Here is an 18,960-nt window from a genome sequence, read left to right as displayed (position 1 = left end):
CGCCGATCGACCTCAGCGCCGCCCCGTCCTCGACGGGGCGGCGTTTTCACATCCGCCTGGCGCCCAGGCTGACGGCCCGCGCCAGCATCTGGGCGATCTGCGCCTCTGAGCGCAGCAGGGCCGGCGCCCCGCCGTCCACCGCCACATTGATCGTCACCCCGCCTCCGCCGACCGGCCCGATCTCGCCGCCCGCTGTCGGTCTAAACACCTCCGGCCCGCGCTCGCCGACCAGATAGACGCTTCTACTCCTTTGTGCACCTCGAACGCCGCCATCATCTCGCGCACGACATCGCGCGCCTCGGGCTGGCCCGAAGCCTGTTTGGTCTCTTTCATGATATCTCCGGTTGAAGAGCCGCGTGTTGCGGTTAGGGTCGAGACGTGACCGACACGCCCTCGAAACTGGTGAAAGGCCTGCAGCGCTCCTGGCTGCTTAAGTTCGTCTGGATATGGGCGCCGTTCGTCCCGCTAACGGCGGTCGCCATCTTGAACCACTACGAAGGGGCGGTTCCCGAAATGGTCTATGCATTGCCTGTGCTGGCGATCTTCGGCGCCTTGGGCCTTCAATATGGCCTCGCCTTCGTCACGCGTCGCAGACGGCGCACACTGGCGCGGAGCCTGTCGCCGCTACAGCGTCTCCAAACGTCTCACGAACTCGACCCGGTTCCTCTCGGCGAATTCCTGCTCGTTACCAAACAACCGCCTATCGAAACCGTGCCTCGCCCCATCCAGGCGCTGATCGCGCGATGGGGTGCTCCGCCTTCCAAAAGTACCGACAACGTCATCGACGTAGTGTCCATTTCCGTGTGGATCATGTTCTGCGCGGTGGCGGGCTTGCGCGACCCGCTGGGTTTCCTAAACCGCCACTTGGGGATACCGACTATCCCGTATTGGCCTGTCTTCACGACCTTGTTTGTGCTGGCCTTGCTGCTTCTTCTTCGAGCACAGCTGCGTAAGATGAACGATCACTACGTCGCTGAGGCGAAAGCTTCCGGTCGTCGCCCCTTCCCTGCTCTGTGACGCCCGCCCCATGTCCCACCTGACGCCTCTGGAAAGCGCCGTCATGGACGCCATGATCTGGCAGATGGGCGACAGCGTCCCGGACCTGCGCGCACAGGTCGCCGCCAGTTCGCCAGGCCTGCGTCGCAACACTGGCGCCGGCCTCTATTCCCAGATCGTCGTCGATGCGGACCGCGCGATCGCCAACCCGGACGCCACCGGCCTGTTCGGCACCGTCCATGCCATGGTCGCCGGCCTGCCTGACCCCGTCGGCTTCCAGATCGAGCTGCGCCAAGGCCGGCTGACGGCCCTGCATGGCCAGAGCTACGGCCAGGACACCCGCGCCATCGACTTCTCGACCACCGCCTTCGAAGAGGTCTTCACCGTCGACGAAGCCGGCCGCTCGATCCTGTTCCGTCCCGCCCGGCGTGCGACCGATCCGATCCCGCCCAAGCCAAAACCCGCAGCCCGACCGGCCGCTGCGCCCGCCGCCCAGGCCGCGCCAAAAGCGCAACCCAAACCCGCGCCTCAACCGCCGTCAAAGCCCTCCGATCACGCCCTGCCGTCCGCCGCCGCCGCGCCGGGCCTGGCCGAGATCATCGCCGGCCTGTCGAACCCCACGGCCTCGCGCGGCGGCCAGCTGCCCCTGGTCTATCTCGGCGCCTATGCGCTGGCGGCCGTCTTCATCCTGTTCGCCCACCTGGTGCTGCACGTCGGCTGGATCTTCGGCCTGGTGCTCGCCGCCTGGGCCCTGCGCTATCTCCACGGCAAGAAGGGCCGCGCCCAGATGGCGGCCCTCGCCGAAACCCTCGACCGCAACGGCGCTTTCCAGGCGCTCAAGCCAAACTGAACCGCGCCCCCGGCAGCATCGGAAACGTCACCAGCGACACTTCCCACAGCTCGACTGCGCTCAGCACCCTCAGCCGTCCCTGACGCCGGGCCCGCGCCGTGCGATAGCCGATCGACAGCCCATCCAGCGCCCCGGCCCGGCTCAGCGCACCGGCGAACCGCGCCTCGGCCGACCAGTCCTCGATCCGGCCGCGCACGAACAGACCGCGCGCATCCTCGACGATCTGCTCCCAGACCCCGACCGGCGCCCGCGCATCATGCTGGTTCAGCATCCGCACCCCCTCGGCGCCTGTCTTCGCCAGACTGTCCGCAAACGCCCCCGCCTGCACCACATCCCCGTTCAGATCCGCCACGCCCCACAGCGAGGCGTAGCCTTCGATGGCCAGTGCGCTCATTTCCCCTCCAACCGCCGCTCGATCCGCTCCACGGCCGCCGCCGTCGCCTCGCCCTGGACCTCCAGCCGCGCCAGCCGTTCGGCCACCAGCCTCTGCTCCCCGACCCGCTGCTCCAGCGTCGCGATCCGCGCCGCGGCGCCCCCGGCCCAGACCAAGCCGCCCACCGTCTGCACCACGACGGCGATCAGCAGCGCCGTCGGCACGCGCCGGATATGGTGTTCGGTCATGCCCCCAACCCCGCCATCCGCCGACGTTCCTCGTCCGTCAGGAAGCTCGCCGCCTCCAGCCGCGCCCACAGGGCGACCCGCTCGGGCTGCAGCGCCGAGACCGCATCCAGGTCCGCCCGGATTTCGCACCCCGCGAACCGCTCGCCCAGCCAGCCTGTCATCGCCCCCGCCGCCTTCCGCACCAGCGGGATCACCGTCTGTCGCCAGAAGGCCGCATTGGCCTCGCGATAGTTGGCGTAGGTCGCGTCGCCGGGGATCCCCAGCAGCTGCGGCGGAACACCGAAGGCCAGGGCGATCTCGCGCGCCGCCGCGTGTTTGCCGGCCGTGAAATCCATCTCCGCCGGCGTCAGGCTCAGCGGCTTCCAGTCCATCCCGCCCTCCAGCAGGATCGGCCGCCCGGCGTTGGTCGCCCCGGCGTATACGTTCGACAACTGATCCTTCAGCGCCTCGAACTGTCCGTCCGTCAGCCGCTCGCCGTTTTTCGCCCCATAGACCAGCGCCCACGACGGCCGCGCCGCATTGTCCAGCAGGGCCTTGTTCCAGGCGCCGGCCGCATTGTGCGCATCCACCCCTTGCGCCGCCGCCGCCATCGGCGACAGCCCGTACCAGTCGTCCAGCGGGTGCCACAGCTTCAGGTGCATGACCGGCGCCCAGCCGTCCGCCGCCCGCCCGATCCGCAGAGACCGTCCGTCCACGGAATAATCCCATGCCTCGGGCCAGCCGGAGCGGCCCGGAACCACCTTCACCCGGTCCGACCGCAGCGCCCACAGCTCGTCCGGCGCCCCGTCACCGTCCGCATCGCCGGTCGCCTCAACATAGGCGTTGCCCGACACCTGCAGCGCCCCATAGACCGCCTCCATCAGCTCCGCCCCCGACTGCTCGGGATTGGGCCGACGGATCAGTTTCGCTAGCGGATGATCGTCGCTCCGCACCCCGTCCACAAACACCGCGAACGGGGCAGCCGCCGCCGCCTCGGCGATCATGCGGATGCAGCGATAGGCCACGGCATTCCTCTGGTACCCCTCGCGCGCCAGGCTGGCGTAGTCGTTGGGCGTCCATCGCGGCCGCCCCACTCCGGACAGGGCGATCACCCCGCCCGCCCGGCTTTCCTTGCCCTCAGGCGCGCCCACGCGCCCCGCCTGGCCGAACGGCCACCGGATCGAAACCATCGCAATCTCCCAAGAATTCCTGTCCCTTCTCCCAGTGGGAGAAGGTGGCCCGCAGGGCCGGATGAGGGTCGGCCGGCGGCCCAGTGCGCGCGAGCGAGCCCTCACCCCTTCGCGTTGACCGATCGCTACGCTCTCGGACGCTCAAGCCCTCTCCCAGCGGGAGAGGGTGTCATCACCTTCAGCAACGGCCGCTCGACCCAGACGTGGACGACAGCCCCCGCCGCCAGACTGGCGAGCACAGTCAGCCCCACCACCGCATCTCCCGGCAGGGCGACCATCCCGCTCTCGAACAGCCGCCCCAAGGCCCGGATGACCAGCACATGGGCCAGATAGATCGAATAGGACGCATCCCCCATGAAGGTCGCCGCTCGCTCCAGCCGCCCGGGCGCCTGATCCGTCCGCTCCATCCGCACCACGCCGAACACCAGCATCGCGCTGGGCAGACCCCAGACCGCTGCCCGCCTCAGCCCGTTCCACGGATCGTTCAGCGCCCGCACATCGTCGATGCCGCCATAGCCGAAGACCAGGCCCAGTCCGAACCCGAGCACCGCCAGCCCGACCGCCCACAGCCCCAACCGACGCGGCGCGAACCGCCACACCGAGGCGATCCCGACGCCCAGCAGAAACTCCAGAATGATCGGCGCGCCCCAGAACCTCAGCACCGGCGCCGCCACGACCAATCCGACCGCCAGCATCACTGCATAGGCCCCGACCAGCCCCCAGCCGACCCGCCGGCCGCCCGCCATCGCCCTGCCCGCTATGGCCAGCCCAAACCCGGCGTAGAACAGCATTTCGAAACACAGGGTCCATCCCGGCCCCAGCGCCGGAAACGTCATCTCCAGTCCGCTGAACGGCCAGAACAGAAACGTCGCCGCCGCCACGTCCGGGCTCAGCGTCCCGCCCCGCGCCATCCCGATCAGAATCGGCAGCGACAGCAGCCAATAGATCGGCGCCACCCGCCGAAACCGCCGCCACAAAAACGCGCCGGCCGCCTCGACGCCCGCCTGCCCCCGCGTCGTCGTGGCGATGATGAAGCCGCTGATGACGAAGAACACGTCCACGCCCACGGCGCCGAAGTTCTCCAGCGTCCCGCCAGCCAGCACCGTCTCCAGCTCCAGCCGCGTGCCGGCCAGATCCACGGCGTGCGTGACGACCACCGCCGTCGCCGCCGCGAACCGCAGCGCCTGCACCCCGTAGAACCGCTCCCCCATCCGCCACGGTTACCACCGCGCGAGAGCGCGCGACAACCTCAGATCATCACACACGCCCGCACCGCCTCGGCGATCCTCGCCTGGCCCGCCGCATTGGGATGGACGGAATCAAACATCAGCCCGTTAGCGAACCCGCCCCCGAACAAGGCCGTCCCGTCGATGGGCGCCGCCAATCCCCGCGTCGCCGCGACGCCGAAAACGGCATCTCGCAGCGCGGTTTGCGCGGCATAGCTCGCCTTGCCCTGCGCCGGATCCGACGGACATCCGGTCATCAGCAGCACGTCCCCTGTCGTCAGGCACCGATCCACCAGCGTCCCCAGCCCGGCCTTATAGGTCGCGACCGCCGTCCCCGCGTTCCAGTCGTTGATCGTCAGACACACGACCGACAGATCAGGCGCCGCCGCCGGGATAGACCCATACGCCCGGTACGGCTGATCCGTCGTGATCCAGTCCGCGATCCGGGCCCCGCCCCACCCGGCGTTGATCACCCGCGCCCGCTTCACATCTGACCGCCACGCGACCCCGCCCGCGATGAACACCGCCCCGCCCGAGGCCCAGCGCACGCTCACCGGCCCGGCGGTCTCGGGAAAGGCCACGGTCGTCACCTCCATCGACGCCGCCTTGGTGGTGCTGACCGTCGCCCGCACTGCGCCGTCCGTCTCGACCGTCAGCACCCCCAGCGCCGTATTGGTCACGGCCCACAGGTCGAACCGACCGACCGGCCGGTCGGGCTGAAAACTCCACATGCCAATCGACGAGGCCGCGCCCGAAAAAAGCTTGCCGCCCATCCCGGTCAGGGTGTTGACGCCCCACCCGGCGCCCAAGGTTACGCGCGGATCATAGGCGGAATAGCCTCCGCTGGCCCCATCCGCCGCCCCGGCGCCCGCGACCGACGCCGCCGACGCCGGCAGGCCCCGCCCGCTCATCATCGCCGCCAGCCGCTCCGGCCAGGCGCTCGCCCGACCGTTCGGCGTCCAGCCGCCGGAGACCGCGCCATAGCCTTGGGTCACGCTGTCGCCGATGCACAGCAGCCGCGCCTCGCGCCCGCCCGCCTGCATGGTCCTGACCGCCGCCGACCAGACGGGCATATAGGGCACGGCGAACCGCGCCCCACCCAAGACACCGGCCAGCACCCCGCCCGGCGCCGCCGTCGCCGCTCCGATCTCGACACCCGACATCAGTCGAAGGCCGCCACGATCTGCGTCGCCGTCGTCCCGGTCGCCAGCACCCGGCGCACCTGCACCGGCAACCACCCCACCGGATGGTTGGCGAACGTCACCGCATCCCCATCCTCAGCCCCGACCGTCATTACACGGACATTGCCCGCCGCCCCGACATACAGCGCCTTGGCGTAGGCCGTCAGATCGACCGTATCGCTGGGCGTCACCGCGACGGCGCGCCGCGCCGGCCCGCCCGCGTCGCGCCCATGATTCAGCAATCCGTCCCGCTCGGGAATGGCCGGCATATCGTCTCTCCTGTCGTTGAAATCTTGAGGCTCTAAAGCCCCCGCAATCGCGGTCCCGCCGACTGCGGCCCCAGCATCAGCCGCGTGATCGCCCACACCAGGGCGTCGGCCCGATCCGGGCTGGGTCCGCCCTCGCTGCCAAGCGCCAGCATCTCTTCCTCCAGGGCCGGGAAGGCGTCGCAGTGGACCACCCGCCCCTGTTCATAGAGCAGGGCCACCGGCTCGGCCCGCGCCGCCTTGGACCGCGAGGCGTGGACCATCTCGATCCGGCAGGGACACGCGCTGATGGCCAGGACCGAGCGCACCATGTCGCCGCCCTGATTGCTCTCGGCGACCACCTCGTGCGCGCCGAACTCGCGTGCGGCCGCGCTGACCGCCCCGCCCCAGCTCCGGGGCGAGCGCCCCTGCACCGTCCGGTCGGCCAGTACGAAGGCCTGGCGACCTTTTCGCCCCACGACCACGATGCCGCAGGCATCTCCGGTCGCGGTCGCCGGCGGATCGACCGCCACGACGATCCGGTCCAGTTCGGCCGGTCGCGCGCCCCTGGCCCGTTTCAGGTCCGCGATGCGGAACAGAGCGCCCTCCCCCTCGACCACCACGCCTTCCAGCTCCTGCGCCGCCAGCCGCGTCCCGCCATAGACGTCGTTCAGATGCGCCAGAAAGCCGGGCGACAGGTTCTGCGCGTTCAGCGCCGTCGCCGCCCGTTCCGTCACCGTCCCCGCCTCGGCCATCAACCGCCTCAGCGCCGGGATCGGCCGGGGCGTCGTGGTCACCGCCAGCAGCGGCGAGCCCCCCAGCCGCAGTCCGAACCTCAGGTTCGACAGCACCATTTCCGGCCGTCGCCAGGCGCAGAACTCGTCCGCCCAGGCCGCATGAAACTGCGGCCCCCTCAGACTGTCGGGATCCTCGGCCGAAAACGCATAGGCCGCCGACTGATTTTTCCACACCAGCCGACGCCGCCCCGCTTCCCAACGCGGCCGGTCGCCCGGCTCCGCCAGCGCCTTGATCCCCGACGCCCCCTCCACCATCACCTCGCGCACATCGTGCAGAGCGGGGCCGACCAGCGCCAGGGTGACGCCGGGTGTCTTTCGCGCCATCTTGTCGATCCAGACCGACCCGGCGAAAGTCTTGCCTGACCCTCGTCCCCCCAACAGAAGCCAGGTCCGCAGGTCGAGGTCACGCGGCTTGTGTTGGTGCTCCAGCAGCCGCGCATGATTGCGCTTCAGCCTTAGCTCGCGCCCGTTCAGCTGCTTCAGCATCCTTTCTCTCGATGATGCTGTCGATCCGCTCGTATTCGACGAGCAACTCTCGTCGGATTCGCTCGTCCTCGGCGGGGTCGTAGGTTCGTCCACCCATCTCGTCCTCTTCGTTGTCGCTCAGGCACAGCAGTCGCATCGCCTCGACCGCCTTGGCCGACCGCGCGATCACCCCGATCTGGCGCGCGACCTTCTCGGCGACGGCGGCGTCCTTGACGTCGGTCTCACAGACGCTCTTCGCCGTCTCCTCGATCTTGGCCTTCATCATCAGGAAAAGGGGCTCCATCCACCCGGCGCAGGACGCAGCCGTCTCGCGCGCGCCCCCGCAGCCGCCCTCTCCGTCTTCCCGATTTCCCGTCATGCCCAAACCATAGCGGACCAGCGTCCTCAGGCCGGAAGAACGCCCACATAATTCGCCAACGGTCTGTTTTCGCAGCCTTTCAACCAGCGTCATTGCGCTGGCTAGGGGGTGCTACCCTATCGCTCCCGGCCGCGTTCGACCGTCCATTCCGGCGCCTCGAAATCCAGCGCATCCTCCGGCTCGGCCAGCGACAGCTCCGAAATCGTCTGGCCCCGCACCGACACGCCCGCCGTATGCACCGTCTCGCGACTGCCCGAGATCAGATGATGCCATTTGGCCAGCGGCCGCCCCTCATGCAGCCGGCGATAGGCGCACGACTTGGGCATCCACTCCAACGCCTCGATGTTTCCGGGCGTCAGCTTGATGCAGTCCGGCACCTGGGCCTTGCGGTTCGCATAGTCGGAACAAGCGCAAGCGTCGGGGTCGAACAGCTTGCAATGCACCCGCGTCGGAATGACCTCGCCCGTATCCTCATCCTCGAACCGGATCACGCAGCACAGCCCGCACCCGTCGCACAGCCCCTCCCACTCGGAAGGCGACATCTCGGCCAGGGTCTTGGTTTCCCAGTGGGGTTGCATGGCGCGCCTCATACGCGCCGCGCCGCCGCTTGTCACAGCCTCAATGCCCGATCGTCTTGGAGAACAGGTTGATCACCACCACTCCGCCGACGATCATCGCCAGCCCGACCATCGCCGGCAGGTCCAGCCGCTGTCGGAACACCACCGTCCCGATCACCGAGATCAGCACCACCCCCAACCCGCTCCAGATCGCATAGGCGATCCCCACCGGCATCTGCCGCAAGGCGATCGACAGAAGGTAGAACGCCAGGCCGTAGCAGACCGCCATCCCCGCCGTCGGCCAGGCCCGCGTGAACTGCTGCGAGGCCTGCAGCATCGTCGTGCCCGCCACCTCCAGCGCGATGGCGCCCAGCAGCGCCGCCCAGGTGATCATGCTCATGACAGGCCCATAGCGCGGCCCGACGCCCGGCCGCAAATCCACAGCCTGCGGCGCGTATCGCCTTTCCAGTGGCGAAATGGGCCTGAACCCCTTAGATCACACCCGTTTCCGCCCCCCTCCGCCGCGCAGTGCGCGGTTTCCCTCTCCGGCGTCGCCCGAGAGGATCGAAAGTCACATGGCAGCCAGACCCCCTCTCGTCGCACTCAAGGACGTCCGCCTTCAGGACGGCCAGCGCCCTCTCTTTGACGGCGTCGATCTTGCGGTCGAACCGCGCAGCCGCGCCGCCCTGGTGGGGCGCAACGGCGCGGGCAAGTCCACCCTGATGAAGGTCGTCATGGGCCTGATCGAGCCGGACAGCGGCGACCGCTCGATCCAGTCCGCCGTCCGCTTCGCCTATGTGCCGCAAGAGCCCGTGATCACCGGCGAGACCCTGCTGGACTATGCGTCGTCGGGCGAGGCCGAGACCTGGACGGCCGAAAGCTGGCTGGAGACCTTCGGCCTGAACCCGGCGAAGTCGACGCAAGGGTTGTCTGGCGGCGAAACCCGCCGCGCCGCCCTGGCCAAGGCTTTCGCCGAAGAACCCGACCTGCTGCTGCTGGACGAGCCGACCAACCACCTCGACATCCTGGCCATCGAACTGCTGGAGAACGAGCTGATCCAGGCCCGGTTCGCCCTCTTGGTCGTCAGCCACGACCGCGCCTTCCTGAACCGCGTCACCAACACCGTCCACTGGCTGGAGGGCCGTCGGGTCCGCACCCTGAACAAGGGCTTCGTCGAGTTCGACGAATGGTCCTCCAAGGTGCTGGAGGAAGAGGCCGAATCCCTGCGCCGCCTGACCAAGACCATCGAGCGCGAGACCGCCACCTTCTACTCCTCCATCACCGCCCGCCGCAGCCGCAACGAGGGCCGCGCCCGCTCGCTTCAGGCGTTGCGCGCCGAACGCGCCGAGAAGATGAAGGATGTGCCGCGCGAACTGTATCTCGGCGTCGATTCCGGCTCGACGTCGGGCAAGCTGGTCGCCGAGATCAAGCATGTCTCAAAGGGCTTCAACGGCCGCACCCTGTTCAAGGACCTGACCACCCGCATCATCCGCGGCGACCGTCTGGGCATCGTCGGTCCCAACGGCGCGGGCAAGACCACCCTGGTCAAGACCCTACTGGGCGAACTGGCGCCCGACGAAGGCACGGTGCGCATGGGCGCGAACCTCGAGCCGGTCTACCTGGACCAGTCGCGCGAGGGACTGAAGTCGGACATGACCCTGTGGGACGCCCTGACGCCGGGCGGCGGCGACAGTATTGTGGTGCGCGGCGTGTCCAAACACGTCGCCGCCTACGCCAAGGACTTCCTGTTCTCGGAGGCCCAGCTTCGCCAGCCGATCTCGACCCTGTCGGGCGGCGAACGCAACCGCCTGCTGCTGGCCAGGGCGTTGGCCAAGCCGGCCAATATGCTGATCCTCGACGAACCGACCAACGACCTGGATATGGACACGTTGGACAAGCTGGAGGAGCTGCTGGAGGGCTATGACGGCACCCTGATCCTGGTCAGCCACGACCGCGATTTCATCGACCGGCTGTCCACCTCGACCCTGGCCCTGAACGGACGCGGCGACATCGTCGAGACCCCCGGCGGCTGGACCGACTTCATCCGCCAGAACCCCGGCTTCCTTCAGCCCGGCTCGAACCCCCGCCCCCAGGACAAGGCCGCCGCCCAGCGCGCCGCCGAGGCGCCCCCGCCCGCCGTCGCCCCCAAGAAGACCGCCAAACTCTCCTTCAAGGACGCCCACCGCCTCAAGGAGCTGGAAGCCCTGATCGATGCGTTGCCCGCGACCATCGCCAAACACGACGCGACCCTGGCCGACCCCGGCCTCTACGCCCGCGACCCGAAGGCTTTCGACGCCGCCATGAAGGCCGCCGAAAAAGCCCGCGCCGAGCTGGAATCCGCCGAACTGGAATGGCTGGAGCTGGAAGAGAAGAAGGCGGCCCTGGCCGGGTAGAGACCGCACGGCTCGTCACTCTGGCGAGGACGGCTTTAGGGCCTAACCCTGACTGTCCGGATCCCCGGGCGGCGTCTTCGCCGCGCCCCTGTTCTGCATCACGCTGACGGCGATGCAGGCGACCAGGCCGAACGCGAACCACAGGCCGAACTTGCCCGTCAAAAGCCCGACCAAGCCAAAGATCAACAGGACGCCGAAGGGGGTGAGCCGTTTCATGGGGCGGACGATAACCGGCTTTGTCGTGGTTGACGAGGCTAGGCCAAAGGCCCCGATTTGAAACCAAACCCGCCGCTGCACACTCAAGCTTCATGACCTTGCGCAGTCACCTCGTCGAATTCGCCCCGCCCCAGCAGGCGGCGGTGCGGCGGATTAACGCCGTCCTCGCCCGCGCGCCGCGTCTGCGCACCGACGGCTGGCGGATCGATGCGGGCCAGCGGCTGTCGCTGTGGCTGGACGCCGCCGCCGGGCGGATCACCACGCCGCGCCTCAAAAAGCGCGGCGTCACGGTCGAGATCATCCAGACGGACGGCGACCACCCCGTTCCCTTGCGCATCCTGCATCCGACGGGCACGCCCCGCGCCGTCATCCTGGATATCCACGGCGGCGGCTGGGTGCTGGGCAGCGCCGGGCTGAACGACCGGCTGAACGCTCATCTGGCCCACCACAGCTTCTGCGTCGTCTCGGTGGATTATCGCCTGCTGTCCGAGCGGCGTCAGATCTATATCGACGCTGCCATCGCCGACTGTCTGGCCGCCGCCTATTGGACCGTGACCAACGTCGACCGGCTGGGCGCCTCGACCCTGTTTCTGGCGGGCGAATCCGCCGGCGGGCATTTGGCCGCCCTGACCGCCGTCGCCCTGCGCGACCAGGGGCTGATTGATTTGGTGAAGGGCTGCGTCTTCACCTACGGCGTCTTCGACCTGTCGGGCACCGAAAGCGTGCGCTCGGCCGGGCCAGAGACCCTGCTGTTCAATGGCCCGACGATGCAGGCCGATCTGGCGCGCCTGGCGCCGGATCGCGACGAGGCGGCCTTGCGCCAGCCCGACGTCTCGCCGCTGTATGCCGACCTGACCGGCCTGCCGCCCGCCCTGTTCCTCGCCGGCGAGCAGGATCCTCTGTTCGAAGACAGTCTGTTGATGGCCACGCGCTGGGGCGAGGCTTCGGACGCCGACCTGATCCGCGTGCCTGAGACCCCGCACGGCTTCCTGCATTTCGGCGGCCCGGCCGCGCGCGGCGCGCGCAAGGCGATCCGCACCTGGCTGAACGCCCGGCTCTAGCTCGCCTCGATCAGTTCGCGGATCCGACTGCCCAGCGCCTCCATGGCGAAGGGCTTGGTCATGACGTGCATGCCGGGATCCAGGTGCCCGTTGCCGACCACTGCATTCTCGGCATAGCCGGTGATGAACAGCACCTTCAGGTCCGGCCGATCGATCCGCGCAGCATCGGCCATCTGACGCCCGTTCATCCCGCCCGGCAGACCCACGTCAGTGACCAACAGGTCGATCCGCGCGCCCGATTGCAGCAGCTTCAGCCCCGCCACGCCGTCGGACGCCTCGATGCACTGATAGCCCAGCTCATGCAGAATTTCGGCGACCAGCATCCGCACCGTCGGCTCGTCGTCCACGACCATGACCGTCTCGCCGGCCTGGGCGCGCGGGGCCTGTTCGACCTCGGGGATCAGATCGGCATCGTCCACCTCGCCGAAGTGGCGCGGCAGATACAGGCAGATCATCGCACCCTCGCCCGCCTCGGAATAGATCCGCACCTGCCCGCCCGACTGGCGCACGAAGCCGTAGATCATCGACAGGCCCAAGCCCGTCCCCTCGCCCAGCGGCTTGGTGGTGAAGAAGGGCTCGAACGCGCGCGCCGCCACCTCGGGCGCCATGCCCGTGCCGGTGTCGCTGACGCAGATGGAGACATATTGTCCCGGCTCCAGATCCTGGGCCTTGGCCGTGCGCGCGTCGATCCAGCGATTGCCGGTCTCGATCGTCAGACGCCCGCCGCTCGGCATGGCGTCGCGTGCATTGATGCACAGGTTCAGCACCGCGTTTTCCAGCTGGTGCGCGTCGATCAGCACGGGCCACAGGCCGGCGCCGGCGACCACCTCGACCTCGATGCCCGGCCCGGTCGTGCGCCGCACCAGATCCTCCATCCCGCGGATCAGGCGGTTGGGATCGGTCGGCTTGGGATCCAGGGTCTGACGCCGCGAGAAGGCCAGCAACCGGTGCGTCAGGGCCGCCGCGCGTTTCGCCGCCCCTTGCGCCGCCACCGTGAACCGCTCCACCTCGGCATGACGCCCCTGCGCAATCCGGTTGGTGATCAGTTCCAGGCTGCCGCTGATGCCGGCCAACAGGTTGTTGAAGTCGTGGGCGATGCCGCCGGTCAGCTGTCCGACCGCCTCCATCTTCTGGCTCTGGCGCAGCGCCTCCTCGGCCTGCATCAGGGCGCTGGTGCGCTCGGCGACCTGTTCTTCCAGGGTCTCGTTGAACCGCGCCAGTTCGGCCGACTGGCGGCGCAGGTCCTCGATGTCGGTGTTGGACCCGACCCAGCGCAGGATACGCCCCTCTTCGTCGTGCACGGGCTCGGCCCGCACCATGAAGGTGCGATAGACGCCGTCGTGGCGGCGGATGCGGAACTCGTTCTCATAGACCTGGCCGCTGGCCAAGGCCTGGACCCATCGCTCGGACGCCCAATCCAGGTCGTCCGGGTGAACGACCTTGCCCCATCCGGTCGTGCCGTCCAACGCGCCCTCTGCAAGGCCAGAGTAGGCATAGACCTGGGGGTTGAACCAATACAGCGACCCGTCCGCCCAACTGGCCCAGATCTGGATCGGCGTGGCTTGGGCGAAGACCCGGAACTGGGCCTCGCTGTCGCGCAGGGCCGCCTCGCTTCGGGCGCGCTCGGTCGCCGTACGCACCCGCTCGGCCACGTCGCGCATCAGGCGCAGATCGCTGTCGGTGTAATGGCGCGGCGTCGCATGGTTGACGAACACCATCGCCACGACCCGCCCCTGTTCCATCAGCGGCATGTTGACGAACGACCCGGCGCTGATGGCCCTCAGGGCCTCGGCCGTATCCGCCGTGCGGGGATCGCGGGCGACGTCGTCGATCGCCACCGTCTCGCCGCGCTTGATGTCCTCGATATAGGACCCGTAGTCGCGGAACGACAGGACGCCGGCGATGCTGTTCACCCCCGGCTGGTTGAAGTCGCGCGCGATGGTAATCGTCTCGGCGACCGTGTCCACCGTGCCGTATCCGGCCCGGCTCACGCCCATGGTGCGGGCCAGAACCTGGGCGGAGGCCTGGGCGATGTCGCCGGCGTCGGTCAGATCGCGGATCGCGTCGTTCAGCTCCAGCAACGCGTTCTGACGCGTCTCGCTCTGCTTTCGCTCGGTGATGTTGTTGAACAGGATAGCGACCTGCCAGGCGCCCGGCTGGCCGATCCGCAGCGCCTGCACGTCATACCAGCGACCAAAGATGTCGGCCGGGTTCTCGAACCTGACCGGCTCGCCCGTGCGCGCCACCCCGCCGTAGAGATCGAACCAGTGCTGCTCCAGCCCCGGCGCGATCTCGCTGACCCATTTGCCGTAAGGGTCGACCAGGCCGGTCATCTCCTCGAAGGCCTTGTTGCCCTCGACGATCCTGTAATCGACGGGCCGGTCGGCCGCGTCGAACTTCATCTCGATGACGCAGAAGCCTGTCGCCATCGCCGCGAACAGGGCGCCGTATCGCGCTTCGCTCAGCGCCAGCGCCTGGTCCGCCCGGTGGCGATCCGACACATCCATCCCCTGGATGAAAACGCCCCAGACCCGACCGTCCTCCTTCAGCGGCTGGAAGACGAAATCGACGTAGCGGTCCACGACCTCGCCGCCCGGCTCGGCCTGAACGGCGTACAGGGCGCTGTCGGCCCGGTGCGCCTCGCCGCTGCGGTAAACCTGGTCCAGCAGATCCAGATAGCCTTGCGCCACCGCATCGGTCAGCACCTCGCCCACCGTGCGCCCGATCACCTCGCGGTGGCCGATCACCTTCTGGTAGTTGGGATTGGTCAGCTCGAACCGATGGTCCGGCCCCGTGACCAGCGCCATGAACCCCGGCGCATGGGCGAACATCTGGGCCAGCTGGCTGCGATTGATGCCGATAGACAAGGCGTGGTCAGAGCCGGTGTTGGACAACGAATTCCCCCAAGGACTTTTGTCCGTTGATCACAGAACCCAAAGCGCGCCGCACGGTTGCAGCGCAATGTGTCCGACGCCGGACATAGCGCTCTATCGCCGCGTTTCTGTGGACAAGACAAGACGCTGATCCGCAATCGCGAATTTGATCCGTCCACCGATGTTCACAGGCTTGTCCACCGCCGCCGGGCCAATCGTGCACACTGGGGCGAGTTCGGGCGCTTGCCTCATAGCCGGTTTCGTCCGAACGTCAACAGGCCAAGGGACACGGGGCAGCGGAAATCCAGGGAGACCTGGACCTCCAGCGAACCGGCCCGGCTCTCCGACCCGGCGCTTCGGGCGATCTTCGGATCGTAACGTGCGACAGGCGGGATCCAGGCTCCAGTCTTCGACGGTCTTTGGATCGACGGCAGACAGGAGAACCGGATCGGGATCGACGGACGACGCGGACTAAAATGCCGCGGGACGCCGAAGACCAGGAGCGCGACAGGATACAGCCGACCGCCCTTTCGGGTTCGCCCGAAACGACGCTGACGCCAAGGTCCAGACCCGAACGGCCAAGTCCAACCCGGACTTGGCGAGGGGACGAAGCTGACGGGTCCGCCCGCACGCTTCGTCCCCTCGCTCAATTGGGGCGCCGACAACGCGGCGGACTGACGCCCCGCCTTCCCAAGGCCCCTATCGCCTCGTAAGTCAGGGGCATGAGCTTGTTGGGGAATCGCCTGCTGACCCGTCGCCGTGCGCTGATCGCGGGCGGGGCGGCTGTGGCGGCGGGGGCGATCGGGCTTAGGGCCTGCGGGCGGGCCGAGGCGCCGGTCGACGAACAGGGCCGGGTGCGTTTGCGTTTCGCGACCGACTGGCGCGCCCAGGCCGAACAGGGCGGCTTCTATCAGGCGCTCGCCAGCGGGGCCTATGAGAAGCGCGGGCTGAACGTCCAGATCGTCCAGGGCGGCCCCGGCGTGAACGTGCCGCAACTGCTGGCCTCGGGCGCGGTCGAACTGGGCATGGGCTCCAACAGCTTCATCCCCCTGAACCTGGTCGCGTCCGGTGCGCCGGTGAAGGCGGTCGCCGCCTTCTTCCAAAAGGACCCGCAGGTCCTGATGGCCCATCCCGACGCGGCGCTGGAGACCATCGCCGATCTGGCCGGCCGACCCTTCCTGCTGTCCGAGGCCGGGATCAGCACCTTCTGGGTCTGGCTGAAGGCCAAATACGGCTTTACCGACGAGCAGCTGCGCCCCTTCGCCTATGACCCCGCCGCCTTCATCGCCAATGCGCGGGCGGTGCAGCAGGGCTATCTGACCAGCGATCCCTACGCCATCGAACAGGCGGCCGATTTCGACCCGCGCGTCTTTCTGCTGGCCGACGAGGGCTATCCCTCCTACGCCGCCATGGTCCTGGCGCCCAACGCCTTCGCCCGCGACAATGCCGCGGCGCTGCGCAGCTTCATCGCCGCCTCTGCGGAAGGGTGGCGCGACTATATCCGGGGCGACGCCTCGGCCGCCGACGCCCTGATCCGCAAGGACAACCCGGACATGACCCAGGCCGTGCTGGATCAGGCCCGCGAACGCCTGCGCGACTACGCCATCGTCGATGGCGGCGACGCGGCGCTTTACGGCCTGGGCGCCCTGACCGAGGAACGCTGGCAGGCCTTCTTCGACGTGACCTCGAAAGCCGGGGTTTACGAGGCCGGTCTGAACTGGCGCGACGCCTTCACCGACAACTATCTGCCCGGTCGCGGCTGACACGCGGTCGTTGTCGAATCCTGACTTCACATTAGCGCGGGATTAAGGGTCCGAGCCCTAGTGTGTGCGCTGGAATTCCTCTCCGGAGAGCCGCCGTGCGCCGCGCCCTCGCAGTTTCGATCGTCCTGACCGCCGTCAATCTGGCGGCCGGCGCCGCCGTGGCGCAACAGGCGCCGACCAACGCGTCGGGCCTGCGCTACCTGTCCTGGCCCGGCAAGCCGCCGGTCGCCGCCCGTGCGACGCCGACGCCCGCCGTCATTCAGGCCGAGGCCCCCGCCCCGACCGTGACCGCCGCCAATCGCACCCTGCCCGGCGCCATTCCCCTGGCCCGCCTGTCGCCCGCGCCTTCGGTCACCCCCTCGATCTCCACGCCGCGCAGCAACGGCCTGACGCCCGCCAGCGCCTGGATGCCCCAGCGTGCGCCGACGCCGGCCGAGCCTGCGCAGGTCGCACCCGTAGAGGCCGCACCCGTCGAAACCGCCCCGGCGCAGGCGACGGCGACGCGCGTCGCGCCCTCGCCCTATGTACCGGAGCCGCAGCCTTCCACACCTCAACCTCAGCCTGAACCTCAGATGCGGGCCGAGCCTGCGCCCGTCCCGCAACAGGCCGCGCAGGCCGAGCCCCAGCCCACGCCCCAGCCGGCGGTCGCCGACCCGATGGCCCCGCGCCGCGACGCCCCCATCTATCGCCTGCAACGGCCCCAGGCCGGCGCGCCGCTGGACGCCGCCGCCGCCGCCGTCGCCGCCAGCGGTCAGGCCGCCTCGACGCCCACAGCCGGCGACAACAGCGCGCGCTACTATTCGGTCCACCGCCAGGCCGGCCGTCACCCCGACGCCATCCCTGCGCCGCAGCAGACCTACCTCGACGCCCTGCCCGTCCAGATGGCCCAGACGCCGCAATCCAGCGACCTGGCCCAGCCGGACGGTCCGCCTGCCCTGATCCGCAACGCCAACGGCGCCCTGCGCGCCGTGCCACAGACTGAAGCCGACAACCTGCCATGAGCGATCGCGCCGTGATCGAACCTGCCGAGATCAAGGGCTCGCGCCTGCCCGAACTGATCGCCCTGGCCAGTGAGGAGTCCAGCGAGAAGCGTCGTCTGCTGCTGCGCGAACTGACGGCCCACTTCTTCGGCGCGCCTTCGCCCAACGCCAATGAAACCGCGCTCTACGGCACGGTTCTGGCCAAGCTGTCGGCCGAGATGGAGGTCGCGGTCCGCGCCGAACTGGCCGCCCGTTTCGCCCAGGCCCCCAACGCCCCCCACAGCCTGATCCGCCGTTTCGCCGACGACGAGATCGAGGTCGCCGAACAGGTTCTGCGCGCCTCCACCGTCCTGACCGACGAGGATCTGATCCAGGTCGTGCGCAAGCGCAGCCAGGGCCATCTGCGCGCCGTCTCGGGCCGCGCGACGGTGTCCGAGGCGGTCTCTGACGTCATCGTCGAGCACGGCGACGACGACACCTTGAATACCCTGCTGCGCAACGACGGCGCCCAACTGTCGCGCGCCGCCTCCGAAACCGCCATCGAGCGCGCCAAGGCCAACCCGGCCCTTCACGCCGCCACGGTCGAGCGCCAGAGCCTGCCCGCCGACCTGCTGAACGAGATGTATTTCGTGGTCGAGGCCCGGCTGCGTCACCAGATTCTGGAACAGAACGCGCGCATGGATCCGGCCCTGCTGGAGGCGGCGCTCGCGGCCGGCCGCACCCGCGTTGCGACCGACGACGGCGCCCTGCCGGCCGACTATGCCGAGAACCTGGCCTATATCGACGAGCTTCAGGCCGCCGGCCAGCTGACGCCCCAGACCCTGATCCGCTTCCTGCGCTCCAACGGCCGCACGCCCTTCCTGATCGCCCTGTCAAAGCTGGCCGACATCGACTTCCACACCGCGCGCGGCATCGTCGAGCGCAAGGATCTGGATGCCCTGTCGGTGGTCTGCAAGGCGGCCGACATGGACCGCGCCGTCTATCTGACCTACGCCGTCGCCGTCCTGGGCGCCGAGGACAATCCGATGGGCAAGGCCGCCGCCTATGGCCGCATGTACGGCGAACTGACCCGCGACGCGGCCCTGCGTACCCTGCGCTTCTGGCGCATGCGCCGGACCGCCCAGGCGGCGTAAGCCAGACAGGCCGACGTCTCCCTCCCCCTGCAGGGGAGGGTGGTCGCGCAGCGAC

The 18,960-nt window shown here is 68.9% G+C and carries 19 protein-coding genes and 1 pseudogene; 7 read left to right on the top strand and 13 right to left on the bottom strand.

The window, feature by feature from the left end; translation table 11 throughout:
- Positions 1–46: 46 nt before the first annotated feature.
- A pseudogene (locus tag QRN13_RS09885) lies at positions 47–283 on the bottom strand (phage tail tape measure protein); the annotation flags it as partial.
- Positions 284–378: 95 nt separating this feature from the next.
- Between QRN13_RS09885 and QRN13_RS09880 the strand changes: the two are divergent.
- Together QRN13_RS09880 and QRN13_RS09875 are read left to right on the top strand one after the other, a co-directional pair.
- Entirely contained in the window at positions 379–1,017 is a 639-nt protein-coding gene (locus tag QRN13_RS09880; protein WP_284877787.1) for a hypothetical protein, read from the top strand.
- Positions 1,018–1,027: 10 nt separating this feature from the next.
- Positions 1,028–1,846 (top strand): hypothetical protein, encoded by an 819-nt coding sequence (locus QRN13_RS09875; RefSeq protein ID WP_284877786.1) that lies wholly within the window; start codon positions 1,028–1,030, stop codon positions 1,844–1,846.
- Here QRN13_RS09875 and QRN13_RS09870 read toward each other — a convergent pair.
- The 10 genes from QRN13_RS09870 to QRN13_RS09825 form a co-directional block, all read right to left on the bottom strand.
- A complete protein-coding gene (locus QRN13_RS09870; RefSeq protein WP_153926103.1) occupies positions 1,833–2,240 on the bottom strand; it encodes an HK97 family phage prohead protease in 408 nt (135 codons plus the stop codon). The genes QRN13_RS09875 and QRN13_RS09870 overlap by 14 nt on opposite strands.
- A complete protein-coding gene (locus tag QRN13_RS09865; RefSeq protein WP_153926101.1) occupies positions 2,237–2,467 on the bottom strand; it encodes a hypothetical protein in 231 nt (76 codons plus the stop codon). The genes QRN13_RS09870 and QRN13_RS09865 overlap by 4 nt, the downstream gene beginning before the upstream one ends.
- A complete protein-coding gene (locus QRN13_RS09860; protein ID WP_284877785.1) occupies positions 2,464–3,636 on the bottom strand; it encodes a phage portal protein in 1,173 nt (390 codons plus the stop codon). The genes QRN13_RS09865 and QRN13_RS09860 overlap by 4 nt, the downstream gene beginning before the upstream one ends.
- A gap of 125 nt (positions 3,637–3,761) precedes the next feature.
- On the bottom strand, positions 3,762–4,847 hold the full coding sequence (locus QRN13_RS09855) for an acyltransferase family protein (RefSeq protein ID WP_284877784.1): 1,086 nt from the start codon (positions 4,845–4,847) through the stop codon (positions 3,762–3,764).
- Positions 4,848–4,885: 38 nt separating this feature from the next.
- Complete coding sequence (locus QRN13_RS09850; RefSeq protein WP_284877783.1) at positions 4,886–6,025, bottom strand: SGNH/GDSL hydrolase family protein; 1,140 nt, start codon at positions 6,023–6,025, stop codon at positions 4,886–4,888.
- A complete protein-coding gene (locus QRN13_RS09845; RefSeq protein ID WP_284877782.1) occupies positions 6,025–6,312 on the bottom strand; it encodes a spike base protein, RCAP_Rcc01079 family in 288 nt (95 codons plus the stop codon). Before QRN13_RS09845 ends, QRN13_RS09850 begins: the two co-directional genes overlap by 1 nt.
- Positions 6,313–6,344: 32 nt before the next feature.
- Positions 6,345–7,571: a DNA-packaging protein gene (locus QRN13_RS09840; RefSeq protein ID WP_284877781.1), complete on the bottom strand. Its 1,227-nt coding sequence runs from the start codon at positions 7,569–7,571 to the stop codon at positions 6,345–6,347.
- Entirely contained in the window at positions 7,489–8,022 is a 534-nt protein-coding gene (locus tag QRN13_RS09835; RefSeq protein ID WP_284877780.1) for a hypothetical protein, read from the bottom strand. Before QRN13_RS09835 ends, QRN13_RS09840 begins: the two co-directional genes overlap by 83 nt.
- Positions 8,023–8,045: 23 nt before the next feature.
- Complete coding sequence (locus QRN13_RS09830; RefSeq protein WP_284877779.1) at positions 8,046–8,507, bottom strand: YcgN family cysteine cluster protein; 462 nt, start codon at positions 8,505–8,507, stop codon at positions 8,046–8,048.
- 40 nt (positions 8,508–8,547) lie between these two features.
- Positions 8,548–8,886, bottom strand: coding sequence for an SMR family transporter (locus QRN13_RS09825; RefSeq protein ID WP_284877778.1), 339 nt, complete (start codon positions 8,884–8,886; stop codon positions 8,548–8,550).
- A 175-nt stretch (positions 8,887–9,061) separates the two neighbouring features.
- Between QRN13_RS09825 and QRN13_RS09820 the strand changes: the two genes are divergently transcribed.
- Positions 9,062–10,879 carry an ABC-F family ATP-binding cassette domain-containing protein gene (locus QRN13_RS09820; protein ID WP_284877777.1) on the top strand — a complete coding sequence of 606 codons (1,818 nt, stop codon included), beginning with the start codon at positions 9,062–9,064 and terminating at the stop codon, positions 10,877–10,879.
- 42 nt (positions 10,880–10,921) lie between these two features.
- On the opposite strand, the gene QRN13_RS09815 is transcribed toward QRN13_RS09820, so the two are convergent.
- Positions 10,922–11,095, bottom strand: a complete 174-nt coding sequence (locus QRN13_RS09815; RefSeq protein ID WP_176758279.1) for a hypothetical protein — start codon at positions 11,093–11,095, stop codon at positions 10,922–10,924.
- 92 nt (positions 11,096–11,187) lie between these two features.
- Here QRN13_RS09815 and QRN13_RS09810 point away from each other — a divergent pair, with 92 nt between their 5' ends.
- Positions 11,188–12,156, top strand: coding sequence for an alpha/beta hydrolase (locus tag QRN13_RS09810; protein WP_284877776.1), 969 nt, complete (start codon positions 11,188–11,190; stop codon positions 12,154–12,156).
- Here QRN13_RS09810 and QRN13_RS09805 read toward each other — a convergent pair.
- Positions 12,153–15,050, bottom strand: a complete 2,898-nt coding sequence (locus QRN13_RS09805) for a PAS domain S-box protein (RefSeq protein ID WP_284877775.1) — start codon at positions 15,048–15,050, stop codon at positions 12,153–12,155. The two genes, QRN13_RS09810 and QRN13_RS09805, sit on opposite strands and share 4 nt — an antisense overlap.
- Positions 15,051–15,751: 701 nt before the next feature.
- Here QRN13_RS09805 and QRN13_RS09800 point away from each other — a divergent pair.
- The 3 genes from QRN13_RS09800 to QRN13_RS09790 all read left to right on the top strand — a co-directional run bounded on the left by QRN13_RS09800 (position 15,752) and on the right by QRN13_RS09790 (position 18,905).
- Complete coding sequence (locus tag QRN13_RS09800) at positions 15,752–16,792, top strand: ABC transporter substrate-binding protein (protein ID WP_284877774.1); 1,041 nt, start codon at positions 15,752–15,754, stop codon at positions 16,790–16,792.
- Positions 16,793–16,887: 95 nt separating this feature from the next.
- Positions 16,888–17,793 carry a hypothetical protein gene (locus QRN13_RS09795; protein WP_284877773.1) on the top strand — a complete coding sequence of 302 codons (906 nt, stop codon included), beginning with the start codon at positions 16,888–16,890 and terminating at the stop codon, positions 17,791–17,793.
- The gene (locus QRN13_RS09790) at positions 17,790–18,905 is read left to right on the top strand and encodes a DUF2336 domain-containing protein (protein WP_165115596.1); all 1,116 of its coding nucleotides are present in this window, start codon (positions 17,790–17,792) and stop codon (positions 18,903–18,905) included. The genes QRN13_RS09795 and QRN13_RS09790 overlap by 4 nt, the downstream gene beginning before the upstream one ends.
- Positions 18,906–18,960 lie beyond the last annotated feature (55 nt).

This window comes from Brevundimonas sp. MEB006b (assembly GCF_030209705.1).
Taxonomy (GTDB): Bacteria; Pseudomonadota; Alphaproteobacteria; order Caulobacterales; family Caulobacteraceae; genus Brevundimonas.
This window is presented reverse-complemented; position numbering and strand designations above follow the sequence as displayed.